The sequence below is a fragment of the Klebsiella sp. BIGb0399 genome (assembly GCF_003752615.1).
Taxonomy (GTDB): Bacteria; Pseudomonadota; Gammaproteobacteria; order Enterobacterales; family Enterobacteriaceae; genus Klebsiella; species Klebsiella lignicola.
In genome coordinates this window covers 1,458,715-1,483,073 of record NZ_RKHT01000005.1, presented here as the reverse complement: position 1 = coordinate 1,483,073, position 24,359 = coordinate 1,458,715, and the positions used below count along the sequence as shown (strand labels likewise).

General features: G+C 54.0%; 26 protein-coding genes. 12 read left to right on the top strand and 14 right to left on the bottom strand.

Annotated features, from left to right (window positions below):
* Window positions 1-19: 19 nt before the first annotated feature.
* From EDF82_RS07370 to EDF82_RS07360, 3 genes are all read right to left on the bottom strand, one after another.
* Complete coding sequence (locus EDF82_RS07370; RefSeq protein WP_123754888.1) at window positions 20-589, bottom strand: spore coat U domain-containing protein; 570 nt, start codon at window positions 587-589, stop codon at window positions 20-22.
* Window positions 590-1,106: 517 nt separating this feature from the next.
* Window positions 1,107-1,250, bottom strand: coding sequence for an Ecr family regulatory small membrane protein (locus EDF82_RS25140; protein WP_148060384.1), 144 nt, complete (start codon window positions 1,248-1,250; stop codon window positions 1,107-1,109).
* Window positions 1,251-1,369: 119 nt separating this feature from the next.
* Window positions 1,370-2,341, bottom strand: coding sequence for a VirK/YbjX family protein (locus EDF82_RS07360; RefSeq protein ID WP_227540120.1), 972 nt, complete (start codon window positions 2,339-2,341; stop codon window positions 1,370-1,372).
* Window positions 2,342-2,607: 266 nt separating this feature from the next.
* On the opposite strand from EDF82_RS07360, the gene pphA reads away from it, so the two are divergent.
* Complete coding sequence (pphA, locus tag EDF82_RS07350; protein ID WP_123754885.1) at window positions 2,608-3,252, top strand: protein-serine/threonine phosphatase; 645 nt, start codon at window positions 2,608-2,610, stop codon at window positions 3,250-3,252.
* A gap of 5 nt (window positions 3,253-3,257) precedes the next feature.
* On the opposite strand, the gene EDF82_RS07345 is transcribed toward pphA, so the two are convergent.
* The 5 genes from EDF82_RS07345 to yebS form a co-directional block, all read right to left on the bottom strand.
* Window positions 3,258-3,449 (bottom strand): YebW family protein, encoded by a 192-nt coding sequence (locus tag EDF82_RS07345; RefSeq protein ID WP_123754884.1) that lies wholly within the window; start codon window positions 3,447-3,449, stop codon window positions 3,258-3,260.
* A gap of 93 nt (window positions 3,450-3,542) precedes the next feature.
* On the bottom strand, window positions 3,543-3,782 hold the full coding sequence (locus EDF82_RS07340; protein ID WP_123754883.1) for a YebV family protein: 240 nt from the start codon (window positions 3,780-3,782) through the stop codon (window positions 3,543-3,545).
* Between the two features lie 115 nt (window positions 3,783-3,897).
* Window positions 3,898-5,331 (bottom strand): 16S rRNA (cytosine(1407)-C(5))-methyltransferase RsmF, encoded by a 1,434-nt coding sequence (gene rsmF / locus EDF82_RS07335; RefSeq protein ID WP_123754882.1) that lies wholly within the window; start codon window positions 5,329-5,331, stop codon window positions 3,898-3,900.
* A 77-nt stretch (window positions 5,332-5,408) separates the two neighbouring features.
* Entirely contained in the window at window positions 5,409-8,042 is a 2,634-nt protein-coding gene (locus EDF82_RS07330; protein WP_123754881.1) for a PqiB family protein, read from the bottom strand.
* Window positions 8,011-9,294 carry a membrane integrity lipid transport subunit YebS gene (gene yebS, locus EDF82_RS07325; RefSeq protein ID WP_123754880.1) on the bottom strand — a complete coding sequence of 428 codons (1,284 nt, stop codon included), beginning with the start codon at window positions 9,292-9,294 and terminating at the stop codon, window positions 8,011-8,013. The genes EDF82_RS07330 and yebS overlap by 32 nt, the downstream gene beginning before the upstream one ends.
* 132 nt (window positions 9,295-9,426) lie before the next feature.
* On the opposite strand from yebS, the gene EDF82_RS07320 reads away from it, so the two are divergent.
* From EDF82_RS07320 to htpX, 4 genes are all read left to right on the top strand, one after another.
* A complete protein-coding gene (locus EDF82_RS07320) occupies window positions 9,427-9,924 on the top strand; it encodes a GAF domain-containing protein (protein WP_123754879.1) in 498 nt (165 codons plus the stop codon).
* A 97-nt stretch (window positions 9,925-10,021) separates the two neighbouring features.
* On the top strand, window positions 10,022-10,699 hold the full coding sequence (gene proQ, locus EDF82_RS07315) for an RNA chaperone ProQ (RefSeq protein WP_123754878.1): 678 nt from the start codon (window positions 10,022-10,024) through the stop codon (window positions 10,697-10,699).
* Window positions 10,700-10,718: 19 nt separating this feature from the next.
* Complete coding sequence (gene prc / locus EDF82_RS07310) at window positions 10,719-12,767, top strand: carboxy terminal-processing peptidase (RefSeq protein WP_123754877.1); 2,049 nt, start codon at window positions 10,719-10,721, stop codon at window positions 12,765-12,767.
* A gap of 236 nt (window positions 12,768-13,003) precedes the next feature.
* Window positions 13,004-13,885, top strand: a complete 882-nt coding sequence (gene htpX, locus EDF82_RS07305; protein WP_123754876.1) for a protease HtpX — start codon at window positions 13,004-13,006, stop codon at window positions 13,883-13,885.
* A gap of 67 nt (window positions 13,886-13,952) precedes the next feature.
* Here the strand turns inward: htpX and EDF82_RS07300 are convergent, their stop codons facing one another.
* Window positions 13,953-15,326, bottom strand: coding sequence for an MFS transporter (locus tag EDF82_RS07300; protein ID WP_123754875.1), 1,374 nt, complete (start codon window positions 15,324-15,326; stop codon window positions 13,953-13,955).
* A gap of 179 nt (window positions 15,327-15,505) precedes the next feature.
* Between EDF82_RS07300 and kdgR the strand changes: the two genes are divergently transcribed.
* Window positions 15,506-16,297 (top strand): DNA-binding transcriptional regulator KdgR, encoded by a 792-nt coding sequence (gene kdgR / locus EDF82_RS07290; protein WP_123754874.1) that lies wholly within the window; start codon window positions 15,506-15,508, stop codon window positions 16,295-16,297.
* A 64-nt stretch (window positions 16,298-16,361) separates the two neighbouring features.
* Here kdgR and EDF82_RS07285 read toward each other — a convergent pair whose 3' ends face one another.
* Window positions 16,362-16,601: a YobH family protein gene (locus tag EDF82_RS07285; protein WP_123754873.1), complete on the bottom strand. Its 240-nt coding sequence runs from the start codon at window positions 16,599-16,601 to the stop codon at window positions 16,362-16,364.
* 284 nt (window positions 16,602-16,885) lie between these two features.
* Between EDF82_RS07285 and mgrB the strand changes: the two genes are divergently transcribed.
* From mgrB to rlmA, 6 genes are all read left to right on the top strand, one after another.
* Window positions 16,886-17,029 (top strand): PhoP/PhoQ regulator MgrB, encoded by a 144-nt coding sequence (gene mgrB / locus EDF82_RS07275; RefSeq protein WP_041146201.1) that lies wholly within the window; start codon window positions 16,886-16,888, stop codon window positions 17,027-17,029.
* 74 nt (window positions 17,030-17,103) lie between these two features.
* Window positions 17,104-17,388: a YebO family protein gene (locus EDF82_RS07270; RefSeq protein WP_123754872.1), complete on the top strand. Its 285-nt coding sequence runs from the start codon at window positions 17,104-17,106 to the stop codon at window positions 17,386-17,388.
* Window positions 17,389-18,023: 635 nt separating this feature from the next.
* Window positions 18,024-18,170 (top strand): DUF2627 domain-containing protein, encoded by a 147-nt coding sequence (locus EDF82_RS25280; protein ID WP_154144708.1) that lies wholly within the window; start codon window positions 18,024-18,026, stop codon window positions 18,168-18,170.
* Between the two features lie 12 nt (window positions 18,171-18,182).
* Entirely contained in the window at window positions 18,183-18,392 is a 210-nt protein-coding gene (gene cspE, locus EDF82_RS25275) for a transcription antiterminator/RNA stability regulator CspE (protein WP_001062678.1), read from the top strand.
* Window positions 18,393-18,580: 188 nt separating this feature from the next.
* A complete protein-coding gene (gene ftsI, locus EDF82_RS07260; protein WP_154144711.1) occupies window positions 18,581-20,329 on the top strand; it encodes a peptidoglycan glycosyltransferase FtsI in 1,749 nt (582 codons plus the stop codon).
* 61 nt (window positions 20,330-20,390) lie between these two features.
* The gene (gene rlmA, locus EDF82_RS07255) at window positions 20,391-21,185 is read left to right on the top strand and encodes a 23S rRNA (guanine(745)-N(1))-methyltransferase (protein WP_123754871.1); all 795 of its coding nucleotides are present in this window, start codon (window positions 20,391-20,393) and stop codon (window positions 21,183-21,185) included.
* A 3-nt stretch (window positions 21,186-21,188) separates the two neighbouring features.
* Here the strand turns inward: rlmA and mntP are convergent, their stop codons facing one another.
* The 4 genes from mntP to manY form a co-directional block, all read right to left on the bottom strand.
* Window positions 21,189-21,755 (bottom strand): manganese efflux pump MntP, encoded by a 567-nt coding sequence (gene mntP / locus EDF82_RS07250; RefSeq protein WP_123754870.1) that lies wholly within the window; start codon window positions 21,753-21,755, stop codon window positions 21,189-21,191.
* A 425-nt stretch (window positions 21,756-22,180) separates the two neighbouring features.
* A complete protein-coding gene (locus EDF82_RS07245; protein WP_123754869.1) occupies window positions 22,181-22,639 on the bottom strand; it encodes a DUF986 family protein in 459 nt (152 codons plus the stop codon).
* Between the two features lie 55 nt (window positions 22,640-22,694).
* Complete coding sequence (locus EDF82_RS07240) at window positions 22,695-23,546, bottom strand: PTS mannose transporter subunit IID (RefSeq protein ID WP_123754868.1); 852 nt, start codon at window positions 23,544-23,546, stop codon at window positions 22,695-22,697.
* Between the two features lie 12 nt (window positions 23,547-23,558).
* On the bottom strand, window positions 23,559-24,359 hold the full coding sequence (gene manY, locus EDF82_RS07235) for a PTS mannose transporter subunit IIC (protein WP_123754867.1): 801 nt from the start codon (window positions 24,357-24,359) through the stop codon (window positions 23,559-23,561).

Sequence of the window (24,359 nt, the reverse complement as noted above, 5' to 3'; positions counted from 1 at the left end):
CGTCCATTTCCTCGTGCCGTTACCAGGTCAGGGTGGCGATAACCATATCTTGATACAAACCTGGAGACGGCGCGGTTACAGCGCCCTGATCTACTGGCAGAATACGCGCATAGATCGGAATGTTCTGCGCGATGCCTGTGCCCACAATGGCAATCTCGCCATCAGGCGTGACTTCAGTGAGGCGGCTGCTGTCCGAGTAGAGGCGGTAGGGAATCTGATCGCCATCGGCGTTCTCCAGCCTCCTTACCGTTCCTGAGCCGCTATGCTCCCCGCCATTAAGGGTTAACGTTGAATTGAGACCGTCGCTGCAGGTTACTGAGACCGCATTGGCCCCAGAGCTCCCTAACATATCGGCGTCAATAGCGTTGACCAGATCGCTATAGCTGCCGAAATCAATGGTGCCCCAGCTGTTGGTGCCAGTCGCGCTGGTACCATTCTTTACCGTACACCCGTCTCCGATAGTAAGCTGTACCCCCACCTGACCGGTTAATGTGCCGGTCTCTAATGGGAGTGCAAATGCAGATTGAGTCACAACAATGGCGCCGAACAAGCCACTTAATACGCTGCCTGTCATCGTTTTGACGTTCATGGCGAACCTCTTTAAATGTGAAAGCCGCAGAGAGAAACACAACGAGAATTCTTCTAAACCAATTACTAAGGTTGGTTTTTATTTTTTAACGTATAACGACTAATAGCAGATAAGGGTAATTTTATATAATGCATTGATTTTTTCTTTGTTTGTGGTTTTTTATGCTGGATTATTTAATTTTTAGTGGTTGTTTTTGTGTGTTTAATGGTATCTTTGTGGGTTTTTTGTTTCTTTATTTGCCGTTTTGATACTGCGAGCTTTCTTAAAATTTTTAAAAACCTGTATCTGGTGCAAATTTCAGAACAAAAAAATTGGACAAAAATGGGGTTCTAGTTAAGGCGTTAGGTTCTAACCAGATGATTCATAGGCGAAGAGCTGTCTGAAATTTGCTGGAGTAGTCAGGTTTGGATGAATAAAACGATATTGGTGAGTCATTTTTATTCATTTTCATTTGTTCGGGAATGAATGATATGGCGGGTGCAAGAAACAGACGGTTGAACTGTAATATGAAAACTATTTATTCTGGCGCGACCAACGTGGGGTATAGCTGTGTCTCCAGATAACTGACAAGGGACCAGATTTCACCGCTGAAAATAAACCACAGGGAAGCCGTCAAAATAATTAAAAGGATAGCCAACAGCACGGCTTCTGCTTTACTCATAACTTCAATGGCTACCTGAACGGAAACGATGAAGGTACGATAGTAACGAAACCACGGTGCAGGATGCAAACGCCGTTGCGCAAAACGGCGTTTATTTGATTTAAACCGGGCCCACGCCATTAAAGGCGGGACGTGAGCCTGGTGACCTGCGCGGCCAAATCATCAAGCAACTGAAAACGACGGCGGTACTCTGCCCGTTTTTTGCTGGCAATGTCGTCCAGTGATTTTCGTTCCTGCCGCAGCGGTAAACGCCAGCTCCAGCCATCTGCCGGTACGCCGTCAATCGAGCGCCAGAACTCGTCATAGCTGGCGTGAAAATGACGACCTTTGCTCAGACGATAGCGCAGCGCGCGGAAAACATGGCCGTTATCGCTCACGCCATCAATGGCCTGGATATCGCTTCGGGCCGCCAGCGCCCAGATAAACTCCAGCAGCAGGCGCTTCGGGAACAGCCCGTAGCAGGCGCGGGTAGCGAGCTTAATCACCTCATGGGAGACGTTGCGCCGCGGCCCCTGAAGGCCACCGATAACCAGGTGCCAGCGATCCTGCTGGCGCACGATGCTGAACGTTGCGCTGGCCAGCAGCGTCTGGTTGCCATCGCGCAGCCATAGCGTGGTTTCGCCTTCACGCTCGGCTTTACCGGCGGAGGAGGCCGACAGGGTGAAGCGGGCCTCATCTTTGCCCTGCAACTCGAGCAACGGCATCTCTTTAGCAGAGGTCATGGCGGCGGCCAGCGGCGTGCCGGAGAGTGAATCGACAAACTGATAGTGGCTGATTATTGCCTGGGCGCGCTGGCGGGCGTTGAGTCCCCGGGTCAGATACTGGCGATGGACTTTCCCCGGTAGCGTCACCTGTGCGGCAAGCAGCTGTTTAAAATCAGGACGTAGCGAAAGATTATCTAACATCTCCCGGGTCGGGGTATAAAATAAAAGCGTGCGCAGCAAAAACTTAACGCGATATTGCCGCTTGTGCCAGATCGGAGCGGGAATAACTCTGCCCATCACCAGATCGGCAATCAAATTTGTGGGTGGCTGTTGGGTGTAGACTGAATGCAGGCTATTGTCCGTCACGATAAAATACCTCGTCGTTATTTAGCCCCTATTTTAAGGGCTGCTTGCGGAGAGATTAATATCCCGGAAGACTATATTTGTGTTTCGTTTAAATTTGATTGAGGTGGCTGGAAGGGCTCTTATGAACGATAATTAACGATAAATGTTTTGGGAGGATATACCCTAAATAGTTCGAGTTGCAGGAAGGCGGCGACGCAACGAATCCCCAGGAGCTTACTGAAGTAAGTGACTGGGGTGCGTGAGTAAAGCCAACGCTCATGCAACTTGAAATATGACGGGTATAAAATATGTATCAGCGTATTGATGGCTCATCCTGGCGCTATATCTGGGTGGTTGGCGACCTGCACGGCTGCTTTTCCCTGCTGATGGCCCGACTGCGTCACCTAAAATTCGACCCCTACCAGGATCTTCTGATCTCGGTGGGGGACCTGATCGACCGCGGCCCACAAAGCGCGAAATGTCTGGGGCTGCTGGGCTGCCGTTGGTTTCTCGCGGTGCGCGGCAATCACGAACAGATGGCGCTGGATGCACAAGAGCAGGGAGAGCAAATGCTGTGGATGATGAACGGCGGTCAGTGGTATCAGGCGAGTTCGCGAGCCGAGCGCCAGCAGGTCGATGCGCTTTTCGCATGTTGTCGCCAGCTGCCGTCGATCGTCGAGCTAAACTGCGGATCGACGCGGCATATTGTGGCCCACGCCGACTATCCGGCACAACGTTACCGCTGGCTACAGCCGGTGGATGAACAGCAGGTACTGTGGAACCGCCAGCGTCTCACCGATCATCTTGCCGGGCGGCATGGCGCGATTGATGGGGCGGATCATTTCTGGTTTGGCCATACGCCGTTGCAGCAGCGCTATGACAGCGATAATCAGCATTACATCGATACCGGGGCGGTATTTGGCGGCGAGCTGACGCTGGTGCAGCTGCAATAAGGGATTTAAAAATCGCTGTATTCGCTGGCAGGTTGCCAGAAGCTATCGACAAAATCCTCGACGGGGAAGCAGCCTCCGTGGCGTATTCGCTGATCGTCCATGGCGACCAGGCACCGGGGTTCGTTATCGTAAACATCCACGACAATATCCTCGCAACCACCATCCAGGTAACAAATAAACAAAACTAAGGCAAACATCCTGGCCTCATGTCCGGGTTTGTTAATCAGTATAGGGTAGTTCAGAAGCAGCGGGGATAAATAACCCGTCTCAGGCGACGGGTTCTTTTTGAATCAGGCTACGCGCATGACCCAGGCATCGGATTGTTGATCGTAATGTTTACGGTAGAGAACGGAATGTTGGCCATCAAGAATCGCGGGTACGCTGGTTTCAGTGTCCCAGCCATCCAGCTGCATGCATAAATCCGGGTCGGATTTACAAGGAATACTTAACGTTCGCTCGCCCTGCTGTTCACCGTACAGTTCGGCATCGTCTATCTCAAACGCGCCGATACGTATGCTGGTTTTGCTCATACACTCACCCCATTGATCTGCTGAATTGTGGTACGACCAGTTAAGGCCGACATTTTTCAGCGTAGACAATGGGGCGTAAATCGCCAGTCAAAAAGTGCGGTATTTTTGCACTCGATCACGCCTGGCCGGCAAAAAGTTTCCCGTCGCGCACCAGTTCGCGCGGATAGCTGTTTTTCAGCCGCGAACCCACCTTTTTCGCCAGCCCCAGAGTGGCGCCCTGGAAAGTGACGATGACTTCATCCTGGCGCGGTGGCGTCTCGGGGTAAACATCGCGGCCCCGGTACCACTCTTCGGCTTCCGCCTGGGTCAGTTCGAAAGGGGCGTCCGGCGCGGCCAGAGCGATCACCGCTTCATGCTGCCAGCGATATCCCTTGTTGTGGGTCTCTGCCAGACGCAGGCCAATGCGTGAAAAACGGACCTGGCCTATCAACGACTCCAGCGCTTTCGGGAACAGCCAGATCTCTTTGTCGCGCTGCCACAGGTTATGGCTGTCGTCCCAGTGCAGGCCGACGGCGGCGGCCGCTGCGCTAACGGCGGCGCTTTCCCGGCCCTTCAGCGGTGAAAACGGAAACTTGCCGACTTTGTAGCCGGGAGCAGGCAGCGCTTCAATGGCGGCGGTTTTGCGCAGTCTGGCGACAAAAAAGCCTTCGCAGTCGAAAATCTGCGGGAAGACGTGGAGAAAACCCTCGGCGGTTAAGGCCTCTGCGGCCTGCGGGAACAGTCCGTCAAGCGGCAGTACTTCAACCGCCTCGGGGTAACGCGCTAGCAGCCACTGTACGACGGCTTCGTTTTCCTGCTGGTTGAGGGTGCAGGTGGAGTAAACCAGGGTGCCGCCGGGGCGCAGCGCATGAAAGGCGCTGTCGATTAATTCTCGCTGGGTGTCGGCGATCTGCTGGTTGCTTTCCGGCGACCAGTTTTTTAAGGCGTCAGGATCTTTACGCACCACGCCTTCGCCGGAGCAGGGGGCGTCGAGCAGAATGGCATCGAAACACTCCGGCAGCGCGGCACCAAATACCCGGCCGTCAAAGTGGGTCAGCGCCACGTTGCTGATGCCACAGCGGCTGATATTGGCATGCAGAACCTTCACCCGGCTGGCGGAAAATTCATTGGCCAGGATCCCGCCTTCGTTGCCCATGCGGGCGGCGATCTGGGTGGTTTTCGACCCCGGTGCGGCGGCGACATCCATCACCCGCTGCGGCATCTCGCCATCGGCAAACAGCGCGGCAACCGGCAGCATGGAGCTGGCTTCCTGAATATAAAACAGGCCGCCCAGGTGCTCGGCGGTGCTGCCCAGCGGCAGGGCGTCTTCATCACCCCGTTCGATCCAAAAACCTTCTTCGCACCACGGGATCGGCGTCAGTTGCCAACCGTAAGGCGCGACCAGTTGCAGAAAATCGGCAACGGTGATTTTCAGCGTGTTGACACGCAGGCTGCGGCGCAGCGGGCGCTGGCAGGCGGCGATAAAATCATCGAAGGAGAGATGCGCGGGCATAGCGTCACGCATTTGGGCGAGGAATTGTTCGGGAAAATAGACTGCGTTATGAGCCACTGCTGCGCACCACAAGAAAAAAGGGTGCGCAGTTTAGCATAAACGCTCCGGCGGGGGACACCGGAGCGTTAGGTTGACTACTGCGGCAGGGCGGTGCCCCATTCGCGCCACTCTTTTGGCTCGCTCTCCAGCAGCAGGAAGTGCTTACCATCCTGAGCCTTCGGCGCCAGCGGCGTGCCAGGCGGTGTCGCAAAGGAGATGCCGCCGCGAATGAACTGGTTGAACGTCCCGGTTTTCACCACGCCGCCAATCAGGCCAAAGTCGAAGTTATAGCCGGAAGAGAGCCAGAATACCGAGTTGTTGCGCACCAGGTACTGGTAGCGTTTACTGATGCGCATTTTGACCATCACCCGATCCGACATGGAGCCGAGCGTCAGGCTGGTGACGGTCCCGACTTCAAGCCCACGGAACAGCACCGGCGTACCGATATCCAGTGAACCTGCCTCCGGCACTTCAACTACGATGCTCAGCCCGTCGATATAGCGCGAGTCGCTGATGGTCGTTTCCTGAATCTCAAAATCACGACGCGGTGAACCGCGGCCCGGTTCGACGTTGATATAAGGCTGGAAAATGGTATCCAGATGTTCAACACCGGCGGCTGAAATTTGCGGCGTGATCACCGAGAAACGCGTCCCGGCGCGGGCGAAGGTGTTGACGTATTCCGGGTAGAGCACCGCTTTCGCCTGCACTTCGTTTTTCGCGGTAATCAGATTCAGGGTTTGAATCTGGCCGATGTTAATCCCGAGGTAGCGAATCGGCATCCCTTCAGAAATTTTGCCGGCGTCAAACGCATGCAATGTAATCTGCCCGCCGACGGCGCGCGCGGCAGTTTCTGATGCATAGAGAATGCGTTTATTGTCCACCCGGGCGCTGGCGCTGTTGCCGCTGAGCTCGTCAAAGCTGATAGCTCCTCGCAGGGCGCGGGACAGCGGAGATGCCTGTACGGTCAGACCGTTGCCGTCGAGCTGCACCTTAGCTCCGCCTTCGGCCCAGAAGACGCTGTTGCTGGTCAGCAGGTGGCGGTATTCCGGCTTGATATGCAGGTTGATATCGAAGGCATTACGTCGCGGCTTGACGGAGATAATCTCGCCGACGGCAAATTTACGGTACAGCACAACCGAGCCTTCCTGCACGTCCGGTAAGGTCTCCGCCGTCAGGCTCAGGGTGGTGGTTGGGACGTCGCTGAGGCTATTTTCTTCCGCTTTTTCCATATTGGCATACAGGGGATAGCTGGACTGAATTGCCCCTTTGTCACCAGGAATAATGCGGATACCGCCATCGACCCACTCGCTGGCGCTGGCGCCCAGAACTTTAATGCCGTCCAGACCGACTTTGACATCCAGGCGGCTGTTGACGACAAACTTACTGTCGCCGCGGACCAGATCGCGATATTCAGGGTTAATCGCGACCTGGAAGGTGACGCCTTTGGCCGTGAGCTTGCGCTCAAGAACCTGACCGACTTTGACACCGTGCAGCACCAGCGGTTGCCCGGCATCGATACCGTAACTTTCCGCCGCCGTCAGGGTGAGGGTGGCAACATCCGGCTCTTCAAGCAGCGCTTTGTCTGCCGACAGAACCACGAAATGATTGCGGGTTTCCCCTTCGCCGGGCACCAGTTCAAAGGTATTACCGGTCAGCAGGGCGCTCAGGCTTGGGTTATCCAGCGAAATCTTAGGTTTTTTCATCTGAATAAGCGTTTTATCCCGTAGCAGGGTCACCACGCTCGGGTCGACCGTCATCTCACCGGTGACTTTACTGCCGGGAGCGAGGTTAAGTTTGGTCAGTTGCCCGACTTCCAGCCCCTGATACATCAGGGGGGTAGAACCGGCTTTCAGGCCTTCGCCGCCCGGCAGGTCAAGGGTCACCAGCACCCCGCGCTGGCTGTGGGCCAAATCTTCGTATAACCCGTATTCGGCATTTTGCGGTGCGCTTTGGGAACTGGCAGGTGAGTCAAAGGCAATCGCGCCATTGACCATCGCCGACAGGCTTTCCAGCTGGACCTTCGCGCCGCTCAGACCGACATCTGCCTTAATACCGGAGACATTCCAGAAACGGCTGTCTTTTTTCACCAGATTGGTGAAGCGACGCTCGATCAGCACATCGATGTTGACGCCCTGATTGTTCGCATTGAGCGCAAAGTCGTACACCCGGCCCACCGGAATTTTGCGGAAATAGACCAGCGAGCCGCTGGTCAGCGAACCGAGGTCAGGCGCCTGCAGATGAATCATCAGCTCGCCGTTGCTGATACGGTATTTCGGCTGGGTATCGAGGGCGACGAAATGGTCCTGGGCTTCACCTTTCCCCGGCATCATGCCGATATAGTTACCGCCAACCAGGGCATCAAGACCCGATACGCCGGCCAGAGAGGCTTTTGGCGTCACCAGCCAGAACTGAGTGTCCTGGCGCAGCGCCCCTTTCATGTCGCCTTTAACACTGGCAGACACTTCGATTTTGCTCAGGTCTTTGCTTAATGAAATATTTTCAACGGTGCCCACTTCTACCCCTTGATAGCGGATAGGGGTGCGCCCCGGGACAATGCCGTTGGCCGACTGGAAATCAATCGTAATGGTGGTTCCGCGATCGTTATAGCTGGTCCAGATGAGCCAGCTGGCGATCATCAGCGCAATCACCGGCAGCAGCCAGAAAGGTGAGATGCGACGTTTGGTTTTAATTCTGGCTTCAGTCGGTGAAGCCGGCGTTTCCTGACTCATGTGCGTCCCAAAGTAAGCGGCTGTCCAGCCATTCAACAGCAAGGATAGTTAATATTACTGCGGCGCCGAAATATACCGCAGCGGGCCCCATCGTAAAAGCGAGGAGTTGGTCGCGATTAATCAGTGACATGGTTAATGAGATAACAAACAGATCTAACATTGACCACCGGCCAATCCAGGTAATCAGCCTGAGCAGCAGGATGCGGGTGCGCAGACCCTGCTCGCACTTGAATTGTATGCTGACCAGCAGCGTAAACAACACAATAACTTTGGTAAATGGCACCAGAATACTGGCGATAAACACCACGGCGGCGATCGCCACGTTACTGTTTGCCAGCGACATAATGCCGGACAGAATCGTATCATTCTGCCGCGCGCCGTTCACGTAGATGACCGATATCGGCAGCAGGTTTGCGGGCAGCAGAAAGACCATGGAGGCAATCAACCCGGCCCAGCTGCGCTGCAGACTTTGCGGCCGCCGATGGTGTAACGGCGTATGACAACGCCGACAGCGCCCGCGAGCATCGCGAAAACCGGTGTGATGACAGCCGGTACACACCTGTAGCGCCGGGTCGGGACGCAGGGCGGGCCGCTGGGGGTAAAAGCGCTCCCAGAGCTCTTCCACATTCATGTGAATGATCGTCAGAATGCTGAGCAAAGTCAGTGAAATGAAGGCCACAAGCCCGACGCCAGGCTGCAGAAACGCATAGTCCTGCACCTTGATGGACGCCACGCCAATGCCGACCAGATAAATATCCAGCATCACCCACTCTTTGAGCTTTTCCAGCATCAGCAATACCGGGCGGAGATTCATGCCCAGTACGTTTCCCAACCACAGGTAGGCGATGGCGATGACCAGGATTGCCGGAGCGCCAATGGCGCAGAACAGCACCATCGCGGCGGTGAGCGGATCGCCCTGGTCGGTCATTTGCCAGATGCCCTGTAAAACGTTAGCGTCGATGCGCACGCCAAGCAGATGCAGGCGCAGCAGCGGTTCAGTCCAGGCGAAGGGCATCAGCAGCAGCATGGCGATAGCCATACAGCCCAGACGAGTGAGCGACCAGTCGCGGCCATCGCGGATCTTCGCATTGCAGCGCGGACACCAGGCGCTCTGATGGCGCTTTAGCACCGGCAGGCTGAACAGGATATCGCACTGCGGGCAGCGGTGATAATGCGCTTGCGGCAGTGGACTACTGACCGCATGCACGATCATTTTTTTCGCTGGTGTCAGCGGTTGTGTTTTTAGTGGCATTTATTACGTACAGGGATGAATGTATCTCACTATCTTAACCCAGGATTGAATTCATCTTGAGCCTGAACGCATTTAATGCTTATTTTATTAGGCTGTACGTATTTGGCAGTAAGACAACTAAGTGATTACATAATGAACAAAACAGAATTTTACGCGGATCTTAACCGTGACTTTCAGGCATTAATGGCAGGTGAAACCAGTTTTCTGGCGATGATCTCTAATACCAGCGCGCTGTTGTTTGAGCGCCTGACTGAGGTCAACTGGGCAGGCTTCTACCTGCTTGAAGACGATACGCTGGTGTTGGGCCCATTCCAGGGCAAGCTGGCGTGCGTGCGGATCCCGGTCGGACGTGGGGTCTGCGGTGCAGCTGTTGCGCAAAACCGCGTACAGCGTGTGGAAGATGTCCATGCCTTCGACGGGCACATTGCCTGTGATGCCGCCAGCAATTCGGAAATCGTTTTTCCTTTGCAGGTGAACAACCAGATTATTGGCGTTCTGGATATCGACAGTACCGCGTACGGCCGCTTCACTGCTGAAGATGAGCAGGGGCTGGCTGAACTGGTCGCGCATCTGGAAAAACTCATTTCTGCGACCGACTACCAAAAAATATTTGCCCGCGTCGCAGGATAATCAACGGATAACGTAGCATTTAGCGATGGCGTCATTATAATGTCGCCTGTTCATGCCTGCGGCTTGTTGGCTACGTCCGTTGTAATCAGGAAATTTCATGGAAAATCAACCTAAGTTGAATAGCAGTAAAGAAGTTATCGCGTTTCTGGCCGAACGTTTCCCTCAGTGTTTTAGCGCTGAAGGCGAAGCTCGCCCCCTGAAAGTCGGTATTTTTCAGGATCTTGTTGAGCGTGTTGGGGGGGAGATGAATCTCAGTAAAACCCAACTTCGTGCCGCTTTACGTCTTTATACTTCGAGCTGGCGTTATCTGTACGGCGTTAAACCAGGCGCTATCCGCGTTGACCTTGATGGCAACCCGTGTGGTGAACTGGAAGAGCAGCATGTTGCTCATGCCCGTCAGCAGCTCGAAGAAGCAAAAGCTCGCGTCCAGGCGCAGCGCGCAAGCCAGCAGGCTAAAAAGCGCGAAGCCGCCGCTGCTGCAGGTCAGCAGGAAGAGGGTGCGCGTCGCGAGCGTAAGCCACGTCCTCAGGTTCGCCGCAAAGAAGGCACCGAACAGCGTAAGCCGCGTCCTGCCGTTGCGAAAGCACCGCGTGAAGAGCCGCGTCTGACTCCAGTCTCAGATCTGACCGCGTTAAGCGTGGGTCAGGCGCTGAAGGTGAAAGCAGGCAACAACGCGATGGACGCCACCGTTCTGGAAATCACCAAAGATGGCGTTCGTGTACAGCTGACTTCTGGTTTGTCAATGATTGTACGCGCAGAACACCTGGTGTTCTGAAACGGAGGCCGGGCCAGGCATGAACAAACTCTTTAAGCTCACCGCGCTTGCGGGCCTGCTAGCAATAGCAGGCCATGCGTTCGCCGTGGACGATATTACCCGAGTCGATCAAATACCGGTGCTGAAAGAAGAGCCGCAGCACGCGACGGTGAGTGAACGTGTCACTTCCCGCTTTACGCGTTCTCACTACCGGCAGTTTGATCTCGACAACGCCTTCTCGGCAAAAATTTTCGATCGTTATCTGAACCTGCTGGACTACAGCCACAACGTGCTGTTGGCCAGCGATATTGCTCAGTTTTCGGCAAAGAAAAATCAAATCGGCGATGAACTGCGCACCGGAAAGCTGGACGTATTCTACGACCTGTATAACCTGGGGCAGAAGCGTCGTTTTGAGCGTTATCAGTACGCGCTGAAGGTGCTGGAACGTCCGATGGACTTCACCGGCAACGATAGCTTCAATCTTGACCGCAGCAAATCGCCCTGGCCGAAAGACGAAGCTGAGCTGAATGCGCTGTGGGACGCCAAAGTGAAGTTTGACCAGCTGAGCCTGAAGCTCACTGGCAAAGATGACAAAGAGATCCGCGAGACCTTAACGCGCCGTTATAAATTTGCGATTCGCCGCCTGGCGCAATCCAACAGCGAAGATGTGTTCTCGCTGGTGATGACCGCGTTTGCCCGCGAAATCGACCCGCACACCAACTATCTGTCACCGCGTAATACTGAGCAGTTCAACACCGAAATGAGCCTGTCGTTAGAGGGGATCGGTGCGGTATTGCAGATGGACGACGACTATACGGTGATCAACTCGCTGGTGGCCGGCGGCCCTGCGGCGAAGAGTAAGTCAATTAGCGTTGGCGATCGTATTGTTGGTGTCGGCCAGTCTGGAAAAGGCATGGTCGATGTTATCGGCTGGCGTCTGGATGACGTGGTTGCCCTGATTAAAGGGCCGAAGGGCAGCAAGGTTCGCCTTGAAGTTCTGCCGGCTGGCAAGGGCGCGAAAACCCGCATCGTGACGCTGACCCGTGAGCGAATTCGTCTTGAAGATCGCGCGGTGAAAATGTCGGTGAAAACCGTCGGTAAAGAAAAAGTCGGCGTGCTGGACATTCCTGGCTTCTATGTTGGTCTGACGGACGATGTGAAAGTTCAGCTGCAGAAGCTGGAGAAGCAGAACGTCAGTAGCGTGGTTATCGACCTGCGCAGCAATGGCGGTGGGGCACTGACCGAAGCGGTTTCGCTTTCTGGTCTGTTCATTCCGTCAGGGCCGGTAGTCCAGGTGCGTGATAACAACGGCAAAGTGCGCGAAGACAGCGACACCGATGGCGTGGTCTATTACAAAGGTCCGCTGGTGGTGCTGGTTGACCGTTTCAGTGCTTCCGCGTCTGAAATTTTCGCCGCCGCTATGCAGGATTATGGCCGCGGGCTGATCGTTGGCGAGCCGACCTTCGGTAAAGGCACCGTTCAGCAGTATCGCTCTCTGAACCGTATTTACGATCAGATGCTGCGTCCTGACTGGCCTGCGCTGGGTTCGGTACAGTACACCATCCAGAAGTTCTACCGCATCAACGGCGGCAGTACTCAGCGTAAAGGTGTGACGCCGGACATCATGATGCCAACCGGTACCGAAGATCGTGAAACCGGCGAGCAGTATGAAGATAACGCCCTGCCGTGGGATAGCGTGAATGCCGCGACCTACGTGAAATCCGGTGATTTGCAGCCTTTCGACCCGGAGCTGCTGAAGCTGCATGATGCACGCATTGCCAAAGATCCGGAATTCCAGTACATCATGAAGGATATTGCCCGCTATAACGCAATGAAAGATAAGCGTTATATCGTCTCTCTGAATTACGCCCAGCGTGAGAAAGAGAACGAAGAAGACGATGCGACCCGCCTGGCGCGGATCAATGACCGTCTGAAGCGTGAAGGCAAACCGGCGCTGAAGAAACTGGACGATCTGCCGAAAGATTACCAGGAGCCGGATCCGTATCTCGATGAAACGGTCCACATCGCGATCGACCTTGCGCACCTTGAGAAAGCGCAGCCGGCGGTAGAGCCACCGGTAGCGAAATAAGTACCCAACGGGCACAAATCATGTGCCCGTTTTCTTTTCTGCTTCCCGCCGGTTATTCCCTCGTCGAATATACAAAATGTCAACAAGCTGTGCTGGTGTCAGAACAATGCGACAAAATGTAAAGTTGTGTTTTTCTCGTGACTTAGCAGGGGCTGATAGTTGAAAATTAGCCTACTACCCATACGATATGGGTAATCGCATAGTGCGTTTTGTTAAATCGAGGTTAAAAGAAAATTATGATGCGAATCGCGCTTTTCCTGATGACCAACCTGGCAGTTATGGTGGTGTTCGGGCTGGTGCTAAGCCTGACGGGAATTCAGTCAAGCAGCATGACCGGATTACTGATCATGGCGCTGCTTTTTGGTTTTGGTGGCTCGATCGTTTCGCTGATGATGTCGAAATGGATGGCGCTGAAATCAGTGGGTGGGGAAGTGATTGAGCAGCCGCGTAACGAAACCGAACGCTGGCTGATGAATACCGTCTCGCAGCAAGCGCAGCAGGCGGGGATCGGTATGCCGCAGGTCGCTATTTACCATGCGCCGGACATCAATGCTTTCGCGACCGGTGCGCGCCGTGATGCGTCGCTGGTGGCCGTCAGTACCGGACTGCTGCAAAACATGAGCCGTGACGAAGCCGAAGCCGTTATCGCTCACGAAATCAGCCATATCGCCAACGGTGACATGGTGACCATGACCCTGATCCAGGGTGTGGTGAACACCTTCGTTATCTTTATCTCGCGCGTCATCGCGCAGATTGCGGCCGGATTCCTTGGCGGCAACCGTGATGACAGCGAAAGCAGTAACGGCAACCCGCTGATTTACTTCGCGGTGGCGACGGTGCTGGAACTGGTGTTTGGTATTCTGGCGAGCATTATTACCATGTGGTTCTCGCGTCATCGTGAATTCCACGCCGATGCTGGCTCTGCGAAGCTGGTTGGCCGTGAGAAAATGATTGCGGCGCTGCAGCGTCTGAAAACCAGCTACGAGCCGCAGGAAGCCAGCAGCATGATGGCGTTCTGCATTAACGGTAAAGCGAAGTCTATGAGCGAACTGTTCATGACTCACCCGCCGTTGGATAAGCGTATCGAAGCGCTGCGTAGCGGTGAATACCTGAAGTAACACCGTACTTGCAGACAAAAACGCGGCCTCCGGGCCGCGTTTTTTTATGCCGCACGAACGCCGTCGATCAGGACTCAGGACGAGGCTGAGTGACCCGAAGTCCGCTGACGGCGGCGGCCATCACCGCTAGTCCGCCGGCCAGCAGCAATGCACTGTGGGTGCCGCTGTTGCCTTGTAAATTCAGGAACAGCGCAACCAAAGCCGCGCCGGCACTTTGCCCCAGCAAACGCGCGGTCCCTAACATGCCGCTGGCGCCGCCGCTGCGATGGCGAGGGGCGGAAGAGACAATAGTGTGGTTATTCGGCGACTGGAACAGACCAAAACCGGCACCGCACAGCGCCATGCGCCAGATAATATCCAGGTCAGAGGGCGAGGCGGGCAACAGCGCCAGACCAAACAGGCCACCGGCCATCACCAGCAAGCCGACCGCGCCAAGTAATCCCGCATGGACTTTCTCAATCAGATAACCTGCCAGCGGCGCCATCACCATCGTGGCTAGAGGCCACGGCGTCAGCAATAGCCCGGTTTCCACTTCGCTACGCCCCAGCATTGACTGCAGGAAGAAGGGCAGGGAGACCAACGCCAGCATTTGCGCGCAGAACGAGCAAATTGAGGTGCAGATAGAGAGTGAAAACAGCGGGATCCGCAGCAGATCTATCGGTAACAGCGGCACCGGCATTTGCAGCTGGCGGCGGACAAAAAAGAAGCCGATCACGATGACCGCGGCCACTTCAGCCAGCACCAGTTGACCGGACTGACCTTGCGCAAAGCCGCCGAGGGCGGTAATCAGCAGGCCAAAAGTCAGCGCATTCATAATGGCGCTGGGAAGGTCGAAGCGGGTGATCTTACTCCGCCCGGTGTTGGGGGGCAGAAAACGCATGGCGAGGAGCAGCGACACAATCCCCAGCGGAATATTAATCAAAAACAGCCATTGCCAGGAGGCGACTGAGAGGATCGCGGCAGCAATTGTCGGACCTGCCGCCGATGACACCGCCACCACGAATGAGTTAATCCCCATCCCGCGCCCGAGGAAACGCTGGGGGAAGATAAGGCGGATCAGCGCTGTATTCACGCTCATCAACGCCGCGCCGCCAAGACCCTGAGCGACGCGGGCGAGGGTCAGCATCTCCAGGCTACGGGAGAGGGCGCAGGCTAACGAGGTCAGGGTAAAAAGCGCCAGGCCGATTTTGTAGACCCGACGGTAGCCAAACATGTCGCCCAGAAAGGAGAGCGGCAGCAGAGCGATGACGATGGCTATCTGGTAAGCGTTGACTATCCATATCGATGCCGCGGGGGAGGCATTCAGGTCCGTTGCAATGGTCGGCAGCGCGACGTTGGCTATCGCGCCGTCGAGGACCGCCATGGCCAACCCCAAAATGATGGTCAGGATGGCGCCATGGCGCTGGGGCGTCGGCAGGCCATCAGAAATATTTTTATCCATGTCAAATATGTGTCTTTAAGGGGGTATTATTCTATGGATAATAATTTTAGCATTGATTATTCGGTTGTATGTCGCAGATTTGTAACGAATGGGCAGAAGATCGATTGCGGGGGCGCTGATGCGAATTTATAATAAAAACCGGTTCTAATTTTTATAAAACAGTTACGATGAGGTGATAAATGGCAGTTGCAGATTTGGATAAACAGCCAGATTCTGTCTCTTCGGTATTGAAGGTTTTTGGCATTCTGCAGGCGCTTGGTGAAGAGCGTGAAATTGGCATTACCGAACTGTCCCAGCGCGTCATGATGTCAAAAAGCACCGTTTATCGCTTTTTGCAGACCATGAAATCGCTGGGCTATGTGGCTCAGGAAGGCGAATCGGAGAAATACTCTCTGACCCTGAAGCTATTTGAGTTGGGTGCCCGTGCGCTGCAAAACGTCGACCTGATCCGCAGTGCCGACATTCAGATGCGTGAACTTTCACGTCTGACCAAAGAGACTGTCCACCTGGGCGCGCTGGATGAAGACAGCATTGTCTATATCCACAAAATTGACTCAATGTACAATCTGCGTATGTACTCGCGCGTTGGCCGTCGCAACCCACTGTACAGTACCGCTATCGGTAAAGTGCTGCTGGCGTGGCGCGATCGCGCAGAAGTCGAGCAAATTCTGGAAGGCGTTGAGTACAAGCGCAGCACCGACCGTACCATTACCAGCACGGAAGAGCTGATTGGGGTACTGGAGCAGGTGCGTCAGCAGGGTTATGGCGAAGACAACGAAGAGCAGGAAGAAGGACTGCGCTGCATCGGCGTACCGGTATTCGACCGCTTTGGCGTGGTGATTGCCGGCCTGAGTATCTCATTCCCGACGCTGCGCTTCTCTGAAGAGCGTCTGCACGAGTATGTTGAGATGCTGCACACCGCGGCGCGCAAAATTTCAGAACAGATGGGATACAACGACTATCCATTCTGATGTGAATGGCCGTCGGGTTTACCGGCAACAGCAGGCGTCACGCTTCTGCTGTTGCCGGAATGCGTTAGCCTTTGTCGATGACCGTTTCACTTTTGCGTAAAACCGGGCAATCGGTTAGCCCGATAATTCCGCTGTCGGAGTGCACGTATTGCGCGGTGCTGGTGCCGCGAGCGGTCAGGTATTTACACTGAAGCCCCAGTCCTGCGGCGTTCTCATTACTGCCTATCAAAATCCCATAACCGCTTAACAGAATACCAATCCACACGATGGCCAGTACTACAATGGAACGAATGATTAATCGCATTGTTGCCTCATTGTTTGCATTATTCTCAAGGTTTTATTCCCTAAATAATTCAAGTTGCATAAAGGCGGCAAGGCCGTAAATCCCCAGGAGCTTACACCGGTAAGTGACTGGGGTGAGCGGGTGCAGCCAACACATATGCAGCTTGAAGTATGCCGGGTATATTGACAGTTACATGCCTTGAAACAAGTCTATGATTCCTAAACTTACCTTTCGTATTACAGTTAGTCACGGTTTAAGATGCGCATGTTATCCTGGAAACATCTGATACTGATGCGGAGAGTGGAGTGAAAAAATTACGCTGGGTTTTGCTGATCGTCGTCATAGCCGGTTGCTTATTGCTATGGACTCAGATGCTTAACGTAATGTGCGATCAAGATGTACAATTTTTCAGCGGCATCTGCACCATCAACAAATTTATCCCCTGGTAAGACATTTTTATTACGACGGATTTTCTTCTGCTCTGCGAGTGGTAGAATAAACGCCTTCTCTTTGAGGTGGTGAAATGAGTGAGTTACTAAATCCTGGGATCTTAAATCTGGCTTCACTGGCGCTTTCCATCGTGCTGGTGCTTGTTGGTTTGTTGTTGTGGTTTTTTGTTAATCGCGCAAGTTCGCGCACCAATGAGCAGATTGAACTGCTGCAGGCGTTACTGGACCAGCAAAAGCGGCAAAATGTGCTGCTGCGTCGTCTCTGTGAAGCCAATGAACCTGAGAAGGAAGAGGTTGCCAACGCATCAGTGGCAGAAAAAGACGGGGATGACTTCATCCGTCTGGTCGCTGAACGGTAACACGCTGACAGGTGTGCACCGCCCGGTGTGCACCTGGATTAACCCATCACGCTATAACTTTTTCTTATCTTTTTTCTGACTCCGATCGCCCAATTCTTGTGCGTTAATGTGGACTGGATCTCAATTCTTCCTGCCAGTGTCACGGCTTTTTAGTAAATCAAATAAAGTAATAACAATATGTTTTAATTACCTGATGGACAATTTTGTCATTAATACTTCATGTTTAAATAGTATTATCCATAATATTCATACTGTGACCGCTGCGTCGGTTTTATATCACCATACAGGCTCCATTTAAGACAATATTCAACTATCGATATACACCAGCATGTGCATCATTATGCGCATGATTTTGCACATCCGAACCCAGGACACCGCGCATATGCCGGCGTGTTGAACCGACAGAAGTTGTTGAGCAATGGTAAAAAAGTTGCAATCTTTGCGCGCATTATCTGGGCCAGAGCGGGGCGCTGACGAGTACTGTCCGCAGCAGTTAAGGACGCATAAATGTGCAGGTGATCAAATGATTCCCTTATAATCTGTGCGAAGGATCGAGACACCTTTAAAAATGGCTTGCCATTATTTACGTTGTATGTGATAACACGTTTCGGGTTAAACGAGGTACAGTTCTGTTTATGTGTGGCATTTTCAGTAAAGAAGTCCTGAGTAAACACGTTGTCGTTGAATACTGCTTCTCTGCCGAACCTTATATTAGTGCCTCATGCAGTAGTGTGTCAGAGTTTTATCTATGTAAGCGCCGATGGGCGAAGAAAACAGTCTAAGGAATTTTGCAAATGGCAAAGATTAAAGGTCAGGTTAAGTGGTTCAACGAGTCTAAAGGTTTTGGTTTCATTACTCCGGCTGATGGCAGCAAAGATGTGTTCGTACACTTCTCCGCTATCCAGGGTAATGGTTTCAAAACTCTGGCTGAAGGCCAGAACGTTGAGTTCGAAATTCAGGACGGCCAGAAAGGTCCGGCAGCAGTTAACGTTACTGCTATCTGATTCAAGACCACTCATCTTGTAAGAAAAGCCTCGCCTCTGCGGGGCTTTTTAGTATTTATTGCAAAACATTTCCATTCTCCCTCCTTTGTCGCGCCTTGTTGCAAAACATCACCGTTATTCGCACTGTTTCGCATCCTGATTTGGTGATTTCCTGTTAAATCAGGTGGTTGCAAAATAATGCTGGAGCTATGGTGCCAAAGAATAAAAATCAGTCAGCCGCGCATTTCACCCCGGTCCGTTTTGGATTGTTGTGCGTAGCGATTTTGGGTTGTCTCGGATTCCTGTTAGGCCGCGTGGCCTGGCTGCAAATCATTTCACCAGATAACCTGGTTAAACAAGAAGATATGCGCTCGTTACGGGAAGAACCCATTGACGTTCAGCGTGGCACCATCAGCGATCGTGAAAACCGTCCGCTGGCAGTCAGCGTCCCGGTCAGCGCCATCTGGGCCGACCCGCAGACGATGATGGAGAAGGGCGGCGTTGGCTATGGTCCGCGCTGGCAGGCGATGGCGGAGGCGCTACACCTTAACCTGGGGGACCTGGCCAAACGCATCGAGGCTCATCCTCACATGCGTTTTATCTACCTGGCTCGCCAGGTCAATCCGGAACAGGCCGAATGGATCGATAAACTCCATCTGCCGGGGATTAACCTGCGCGATGAGTCGCGGCGGTTTTATCCGGCAGGGCACGTGGCGGCCAACCTGCTGGGATTCACCAATATTGATAACCAGGGCATTGAAGGGGTTGAGAAGAGTTTCAACAGTCAGCTGACGGGGAAAGCCGGGCGGCGGCTGGTGCGTAAAGACCGTCATGGCCACGTGATCGAAAATATCACCGAGGTGCCGGCGGTGCCGGCGCACACCATTCAGTTAAGTATTGATGAGCGCCTGCAAACGGTGACGGAAGATGCGCTGGATAATGCCGTGAAGTGGAATAAGGCCGAGTCTGGCGCCGCGGTGCTGATTAAAATCGACACCGGGGAAATTCTGTCGATGGCCAGCTATCCGGATTTCAACCCTAACAACCGTGATGACGCGAAACTGGATGATTTCCGCAATCGGGCCATCAGTGACACCTTTGAACCCGGATCGACGGTTAAGCCGCTGGTGGTCATGACGGCTCTCCAGCAGGGGATCGTGCAGCCGGACAGCGTGGTCGACACCCACCCGTTTGTGCTGGATGGCCACCGGATCCGCGATGTAGGCTATTACCCGGAGCTGACGTTGACCGGCATCCTGCAGAAATCCAGCGATACCGGGGTCTCGCACCTTTCACTGGCGATGCCGGTTCAGCATCTTCTCGATACCTACAAAGCGTTTGGGTTTGGCGATCCGACCGGCCTGGGCCTCACCGGCGAAAGTTCGGGCCTGATGCCGCAGCGTCGCTATTGGGGACAGCTTGACCGGGCGACCTTTGCGTTTGGCTATGGCCTGATGGTTACGCCGCTCCAGCTGGCGCACGTCTATGCCACCATCGGTGGTTTTGGCATCGAGCGCCCATTATCGATAACCCGAATCGACCCGCCGGTGATCGGCACCCGCGTGATGCCGGAACCGATCGTGCATGAAGTGGAGCACATGATGGAGAGCGTGGCTCTGCCTGGCGGCGGTGGGACCAAGGCGGCAGTTCGTGATTACCGTATTGCGGTAAAAACCGGGACGGCGAAAAAAATCGGCCCGGACGGCAAATACATCGACAAATATATTGCCTATACGGCAGGGGTCGCTCCCGCCAGCCACCCGCAGTTCGCGCTGGTGGTGGTGATAAACGACCCCAGCAACGGGGCCTATTATGGCGGAGCTGTTTCCGCACCGGTATTCAGCCAGATCATGGGCGATGTGCTGCGTCTGGAAAATGTCATGCCGGATGGGATGCCGCAGGGGTCAGAGAATCTTATCGTGATGCACAACGGAGAAGCCGCGCCGCCTGCGTTGTAACAGTGGTCTGAAAGGGCGAATAGCGCTACACTTTCGCCCTTTTAGCGACACCGGAGTTGTTATGTCATACAGTTGCCCGCTTTGCCACGCGCCGCTTGTCCGCCGCGACAACAGTTTTACCTGCCCGCAGCGGCACCAGTTCGATCTGGCGAAAGAGGGGTATGTCAATTTACTGCCGGTGCAGTTCAAACGCTCTCGCGATCCGGGCGATAGCGCCGAGATGATGCAGGCCCGCCGGGCGTTTCTCGACGCCGGTCACTATCAACCCCTGCGCGATGCGATCTGCGAGTTTCTGCGCACCGAGACCCCTGCACGTCTGCTGGATATTGGCTGTGGAGAAGGGTACTACACCCACGCCTTCGCCAGTATTGCCGGGCACTGCTGGGGCCTGGATGTCTCTAAATCAGCCATTCGTGCGGCAGCAAAACGCTACCCGCAGGTGGATTTTTGTGTTGCTTCCAGCCAGCGTCTGCCGTTTGATGATGCCAGCCTTGATGCGGTGGTGCGGATTTATGCCCCCTGCAATGCCCAGGAGCTGGCCCGGGCGATCGTCCCTGGTGGCTGGGTGATTACCGCGACGCCTGGGCCTCGCCATCTGATGGAGCTGAAAGGGCTGATTTATGATGAGGTGCGCCTGCATGAGGAAAATCATGAGGCAATGCCCGGCTTTGTTTTACGTCAGCAGCAACAACTGGCCTATCCGATGCAGCTGAGCGGGCAAGAAGCCGAAGCGTTACTGCAGATGACGCCGTTTGCGTGGCGGGCAAAGCCTGAGGTGCGTGAAACGCTACGAGCGCAGGACATTTTTAGCTGCCAGACGGATTTTATGCTCCACTTCTGGCAGCGCGAGGCCTGAGAATTAGCCGGCGAAGTGGCTCCAGAGAATTTCGCTGCCGATACCAATCAAGACGATACCACCCAGAATCTCGGCCCGTTTGCCAAGCAGCGGGCCGATAAACCGTCCGACCATAATCCCCAGCGTTGACATGATAAGCGTTGCGCAGCCGATCGCGAGGGCGGTGGCAATGATGTTCACCTGCAGGAAAGCCAGGCCCACGCCGACGGCCATTGCATCGAGGCTGGTGGCGAAAGCGGTCACCACCAGCAACCAGAATCCATGACGGAGAGGAGCCTCACAGACTTCGCTATCGCCTGCGCGGAAACCTTCAATTACCATCCTGCCGCCAAGAAAAATCAGCAGCGCAAAGGCGATCCAGTGGTTCCATTCGAGGACAAACTGGCTGGCGAGCATTCCCATGCCCCAACCAACGAGAGGCGTGAGGGTTTCGATCGCGCCGAAAATCAGTCCGGTGCGTAAGGCTTCAGAAAATTTAGGTTTGTGTAAGGTGGCGCCTTTCCCGATTGAGGCAGCGAAAGCGTCCATGGACATGCCAAAGGCAAGAAGAATCGTGGCAGATAGGTTCATACATGCGTCCTGACCGGGGAAAATCCATATGACACATCACTACCCCCAGTAAACATACGCGACCCGGTAAAGAGGTATGGCGTATAGCGGTGATGTGTCTATGGTCTCGCCTGATCGAACATCTTTTCGACCCGTACGTGCCACGTTTTGCAACGAGTATGTTGACACGTACATTTCCTGGCAGGCAGGAAATCGGCTACTCCCCAACGACGGGCGCAACCTTAACATATTTTTAGAATATAAAACAATAACAGGATTTATTTATTTCGATAACCAAATGATAACGATTTTCATTTGAATTTACAAGTAAATGATTCGTTAATTAATATCGGTGAAGTGGACGAATGAAATATAGCCGGTGCTATATTTCATTCGCTGGAATTGGTTAAAAATTGACGAGATATAGCACGAGTTATATTTTTAACTCATTGAGTTGAAACGAGAAATTTGTATATCTTCTCAAGGTCATCAATGTTTTTGACCCGAATAAGCAAACGCCGCTGTTCTAATTGCATCACCAGCACGCCATCTTCCGATAAATTCATTTCTTTGATACGGCTATATTCAATCCAGATATTGGCGAAGAAAAAGCCACTGGCTTTGAAGATGATTTTCGGCGTGCGGATCCAGAACAGGTACAAGCCCATCAACGCCAGTGCAGATAATAACCATGTGGTGATTAACGCGCCGTGGTTGGTGATATTGTTGTAAATCAGAATGGCCACCAGGCCGACGAAGATGATCCCATCGACACGACTGCGGCGGAGCAGGGGGATAGTCAGGAGCTGCGGACCGTTGCGCCGCGGCATAATAAACTGGTCATAAATTGCAAACGCCAGCAGAACAAGAATAAACAGAACCAGCACCAGATCCGTGATTGTCATCCATCCTCCGGTAAAAAAAAACCGGGGGCTAAGCCCCCGGCGTACAACAAGATACTTACAGGCCCAGCAGGCCGATAGCATAGCCCACGATACCGATGACGAAGAAGCCAACGATGATCCACAGGGCGTTCACTTTCTTACGCAGCAGCCACATACAGGCGAAGGTCAGCAGCAGCGGAACCAGGCCAGGCATCAGCTGGTCAAGAATGGTCTGCACGGTGGTGACGCGAGTCTGGCCATCCTGACCGGTGATTGTTGATACCACCAGCGGGATATTCACGTGCGTCCACTTGTTAACCAAAGCCCCCATGACAAACAGGCCGAGAATTGACGCCCCCTCGGTCAGTTTCTGCAGGAAGCCGCCGCCCATATCCTTAACGATGTCGATACCTTTACGGTAACCGTATGCCACGCCGTAGTAACGGGTCAGCAGACGTACTGCGTTAAACAGGATGAAGAACAGCAGAGGACCCAGCAGGCTGCCGCTCATCGCGATACCTGCGCCCAGTGCAGCGAATACCGGACGAACGGTACCCCAGAAGATCGGGTCGCCGACGCCGGCCAGCGGCCCCATCAGACCGACTTTGATGCCGTTAATCGCACCATCGTCGATCTCTGCACCGTTAGCACGCTGCTCTTCCATCGCCAGCGTTACGCCAAGAACCGGCGCCGCGACGTATGGATGGGTGTTAAAGAACTCCAGGTGACGTTTAATCGCCTGTTTACGGGCATCGTTGTTCTCCGGGTACAGACGACGAATTGCCGGTACCATTGCGAAGCAGAAGCCCAACGCCTGCATACGTTCAAAGTTCCATGACCCCTGGAACAGGTTAGAACGAATGAACACGCCACGAATATCACTCTGAGTGAGTTTTTTCTCGGTGGTATTTTTAGTCATATCAACCATTTCGCTCACCTGTTAGTCCAGTTCGTTATCGAGATCGTTATTACCAGCAGCCTGCGCTGGCGCACCCGCTACGCGGTTGTATTTCGGGCTCAGCTGGATATAGAGGATAGCCATTACGGTACCGATCACACCCAGAGCAACCAGGTTGAAGTTGGTGAACGCGGCAGTAACGAAGCCCAGGTAGAAGAACGGCATCAGGTAGCCCGCACGCATCATGTTGATGACCATTGCGTAACCGACGACGACGATCATACCGCCCGCGATGTTCAGACCACCGGTAACCACTTCAGGAATCGCATTCAGCAGACCCTGTACTTCGCTGGTGCCGACAGAGATTGCCACGATAACCGCAGGGATAGCGATACGCATTGCCTGCAGGAACAGGGACGACACGTGCAGCCATGAAATCGCTGTCAGGTTGCCGTTTTCGGCGGCCTTATCAGCGGCGTGCTGGAATGCCACGGTAATAGTACGAACGATAATGGTCAGTACCTGGCCTGCTGCTGCCAGCGGGATTGCCAGGGCGATACCGGCGCCAATGCTTTGATGGCCGGCGATAACCAGAACGGTGGATATAATAGATGCCAGTGCCGCATCAGGTGCAACGGCGGCACCGATGTTCATCCAGCCCAGAGCGATCATTTCCAGCGTACCACCGATGATGATACCGGTTTTCATATCGCCGAGAACGGCGCCGATCAGCGTACAAGCGATCAGAGGACGGTGGAACTGAAACTCATCAAGTACCGACTCCATACCCGCAATACACGCGACGATGAACACCAGCACAATCTGAAGAAGGGTAATCTCCAT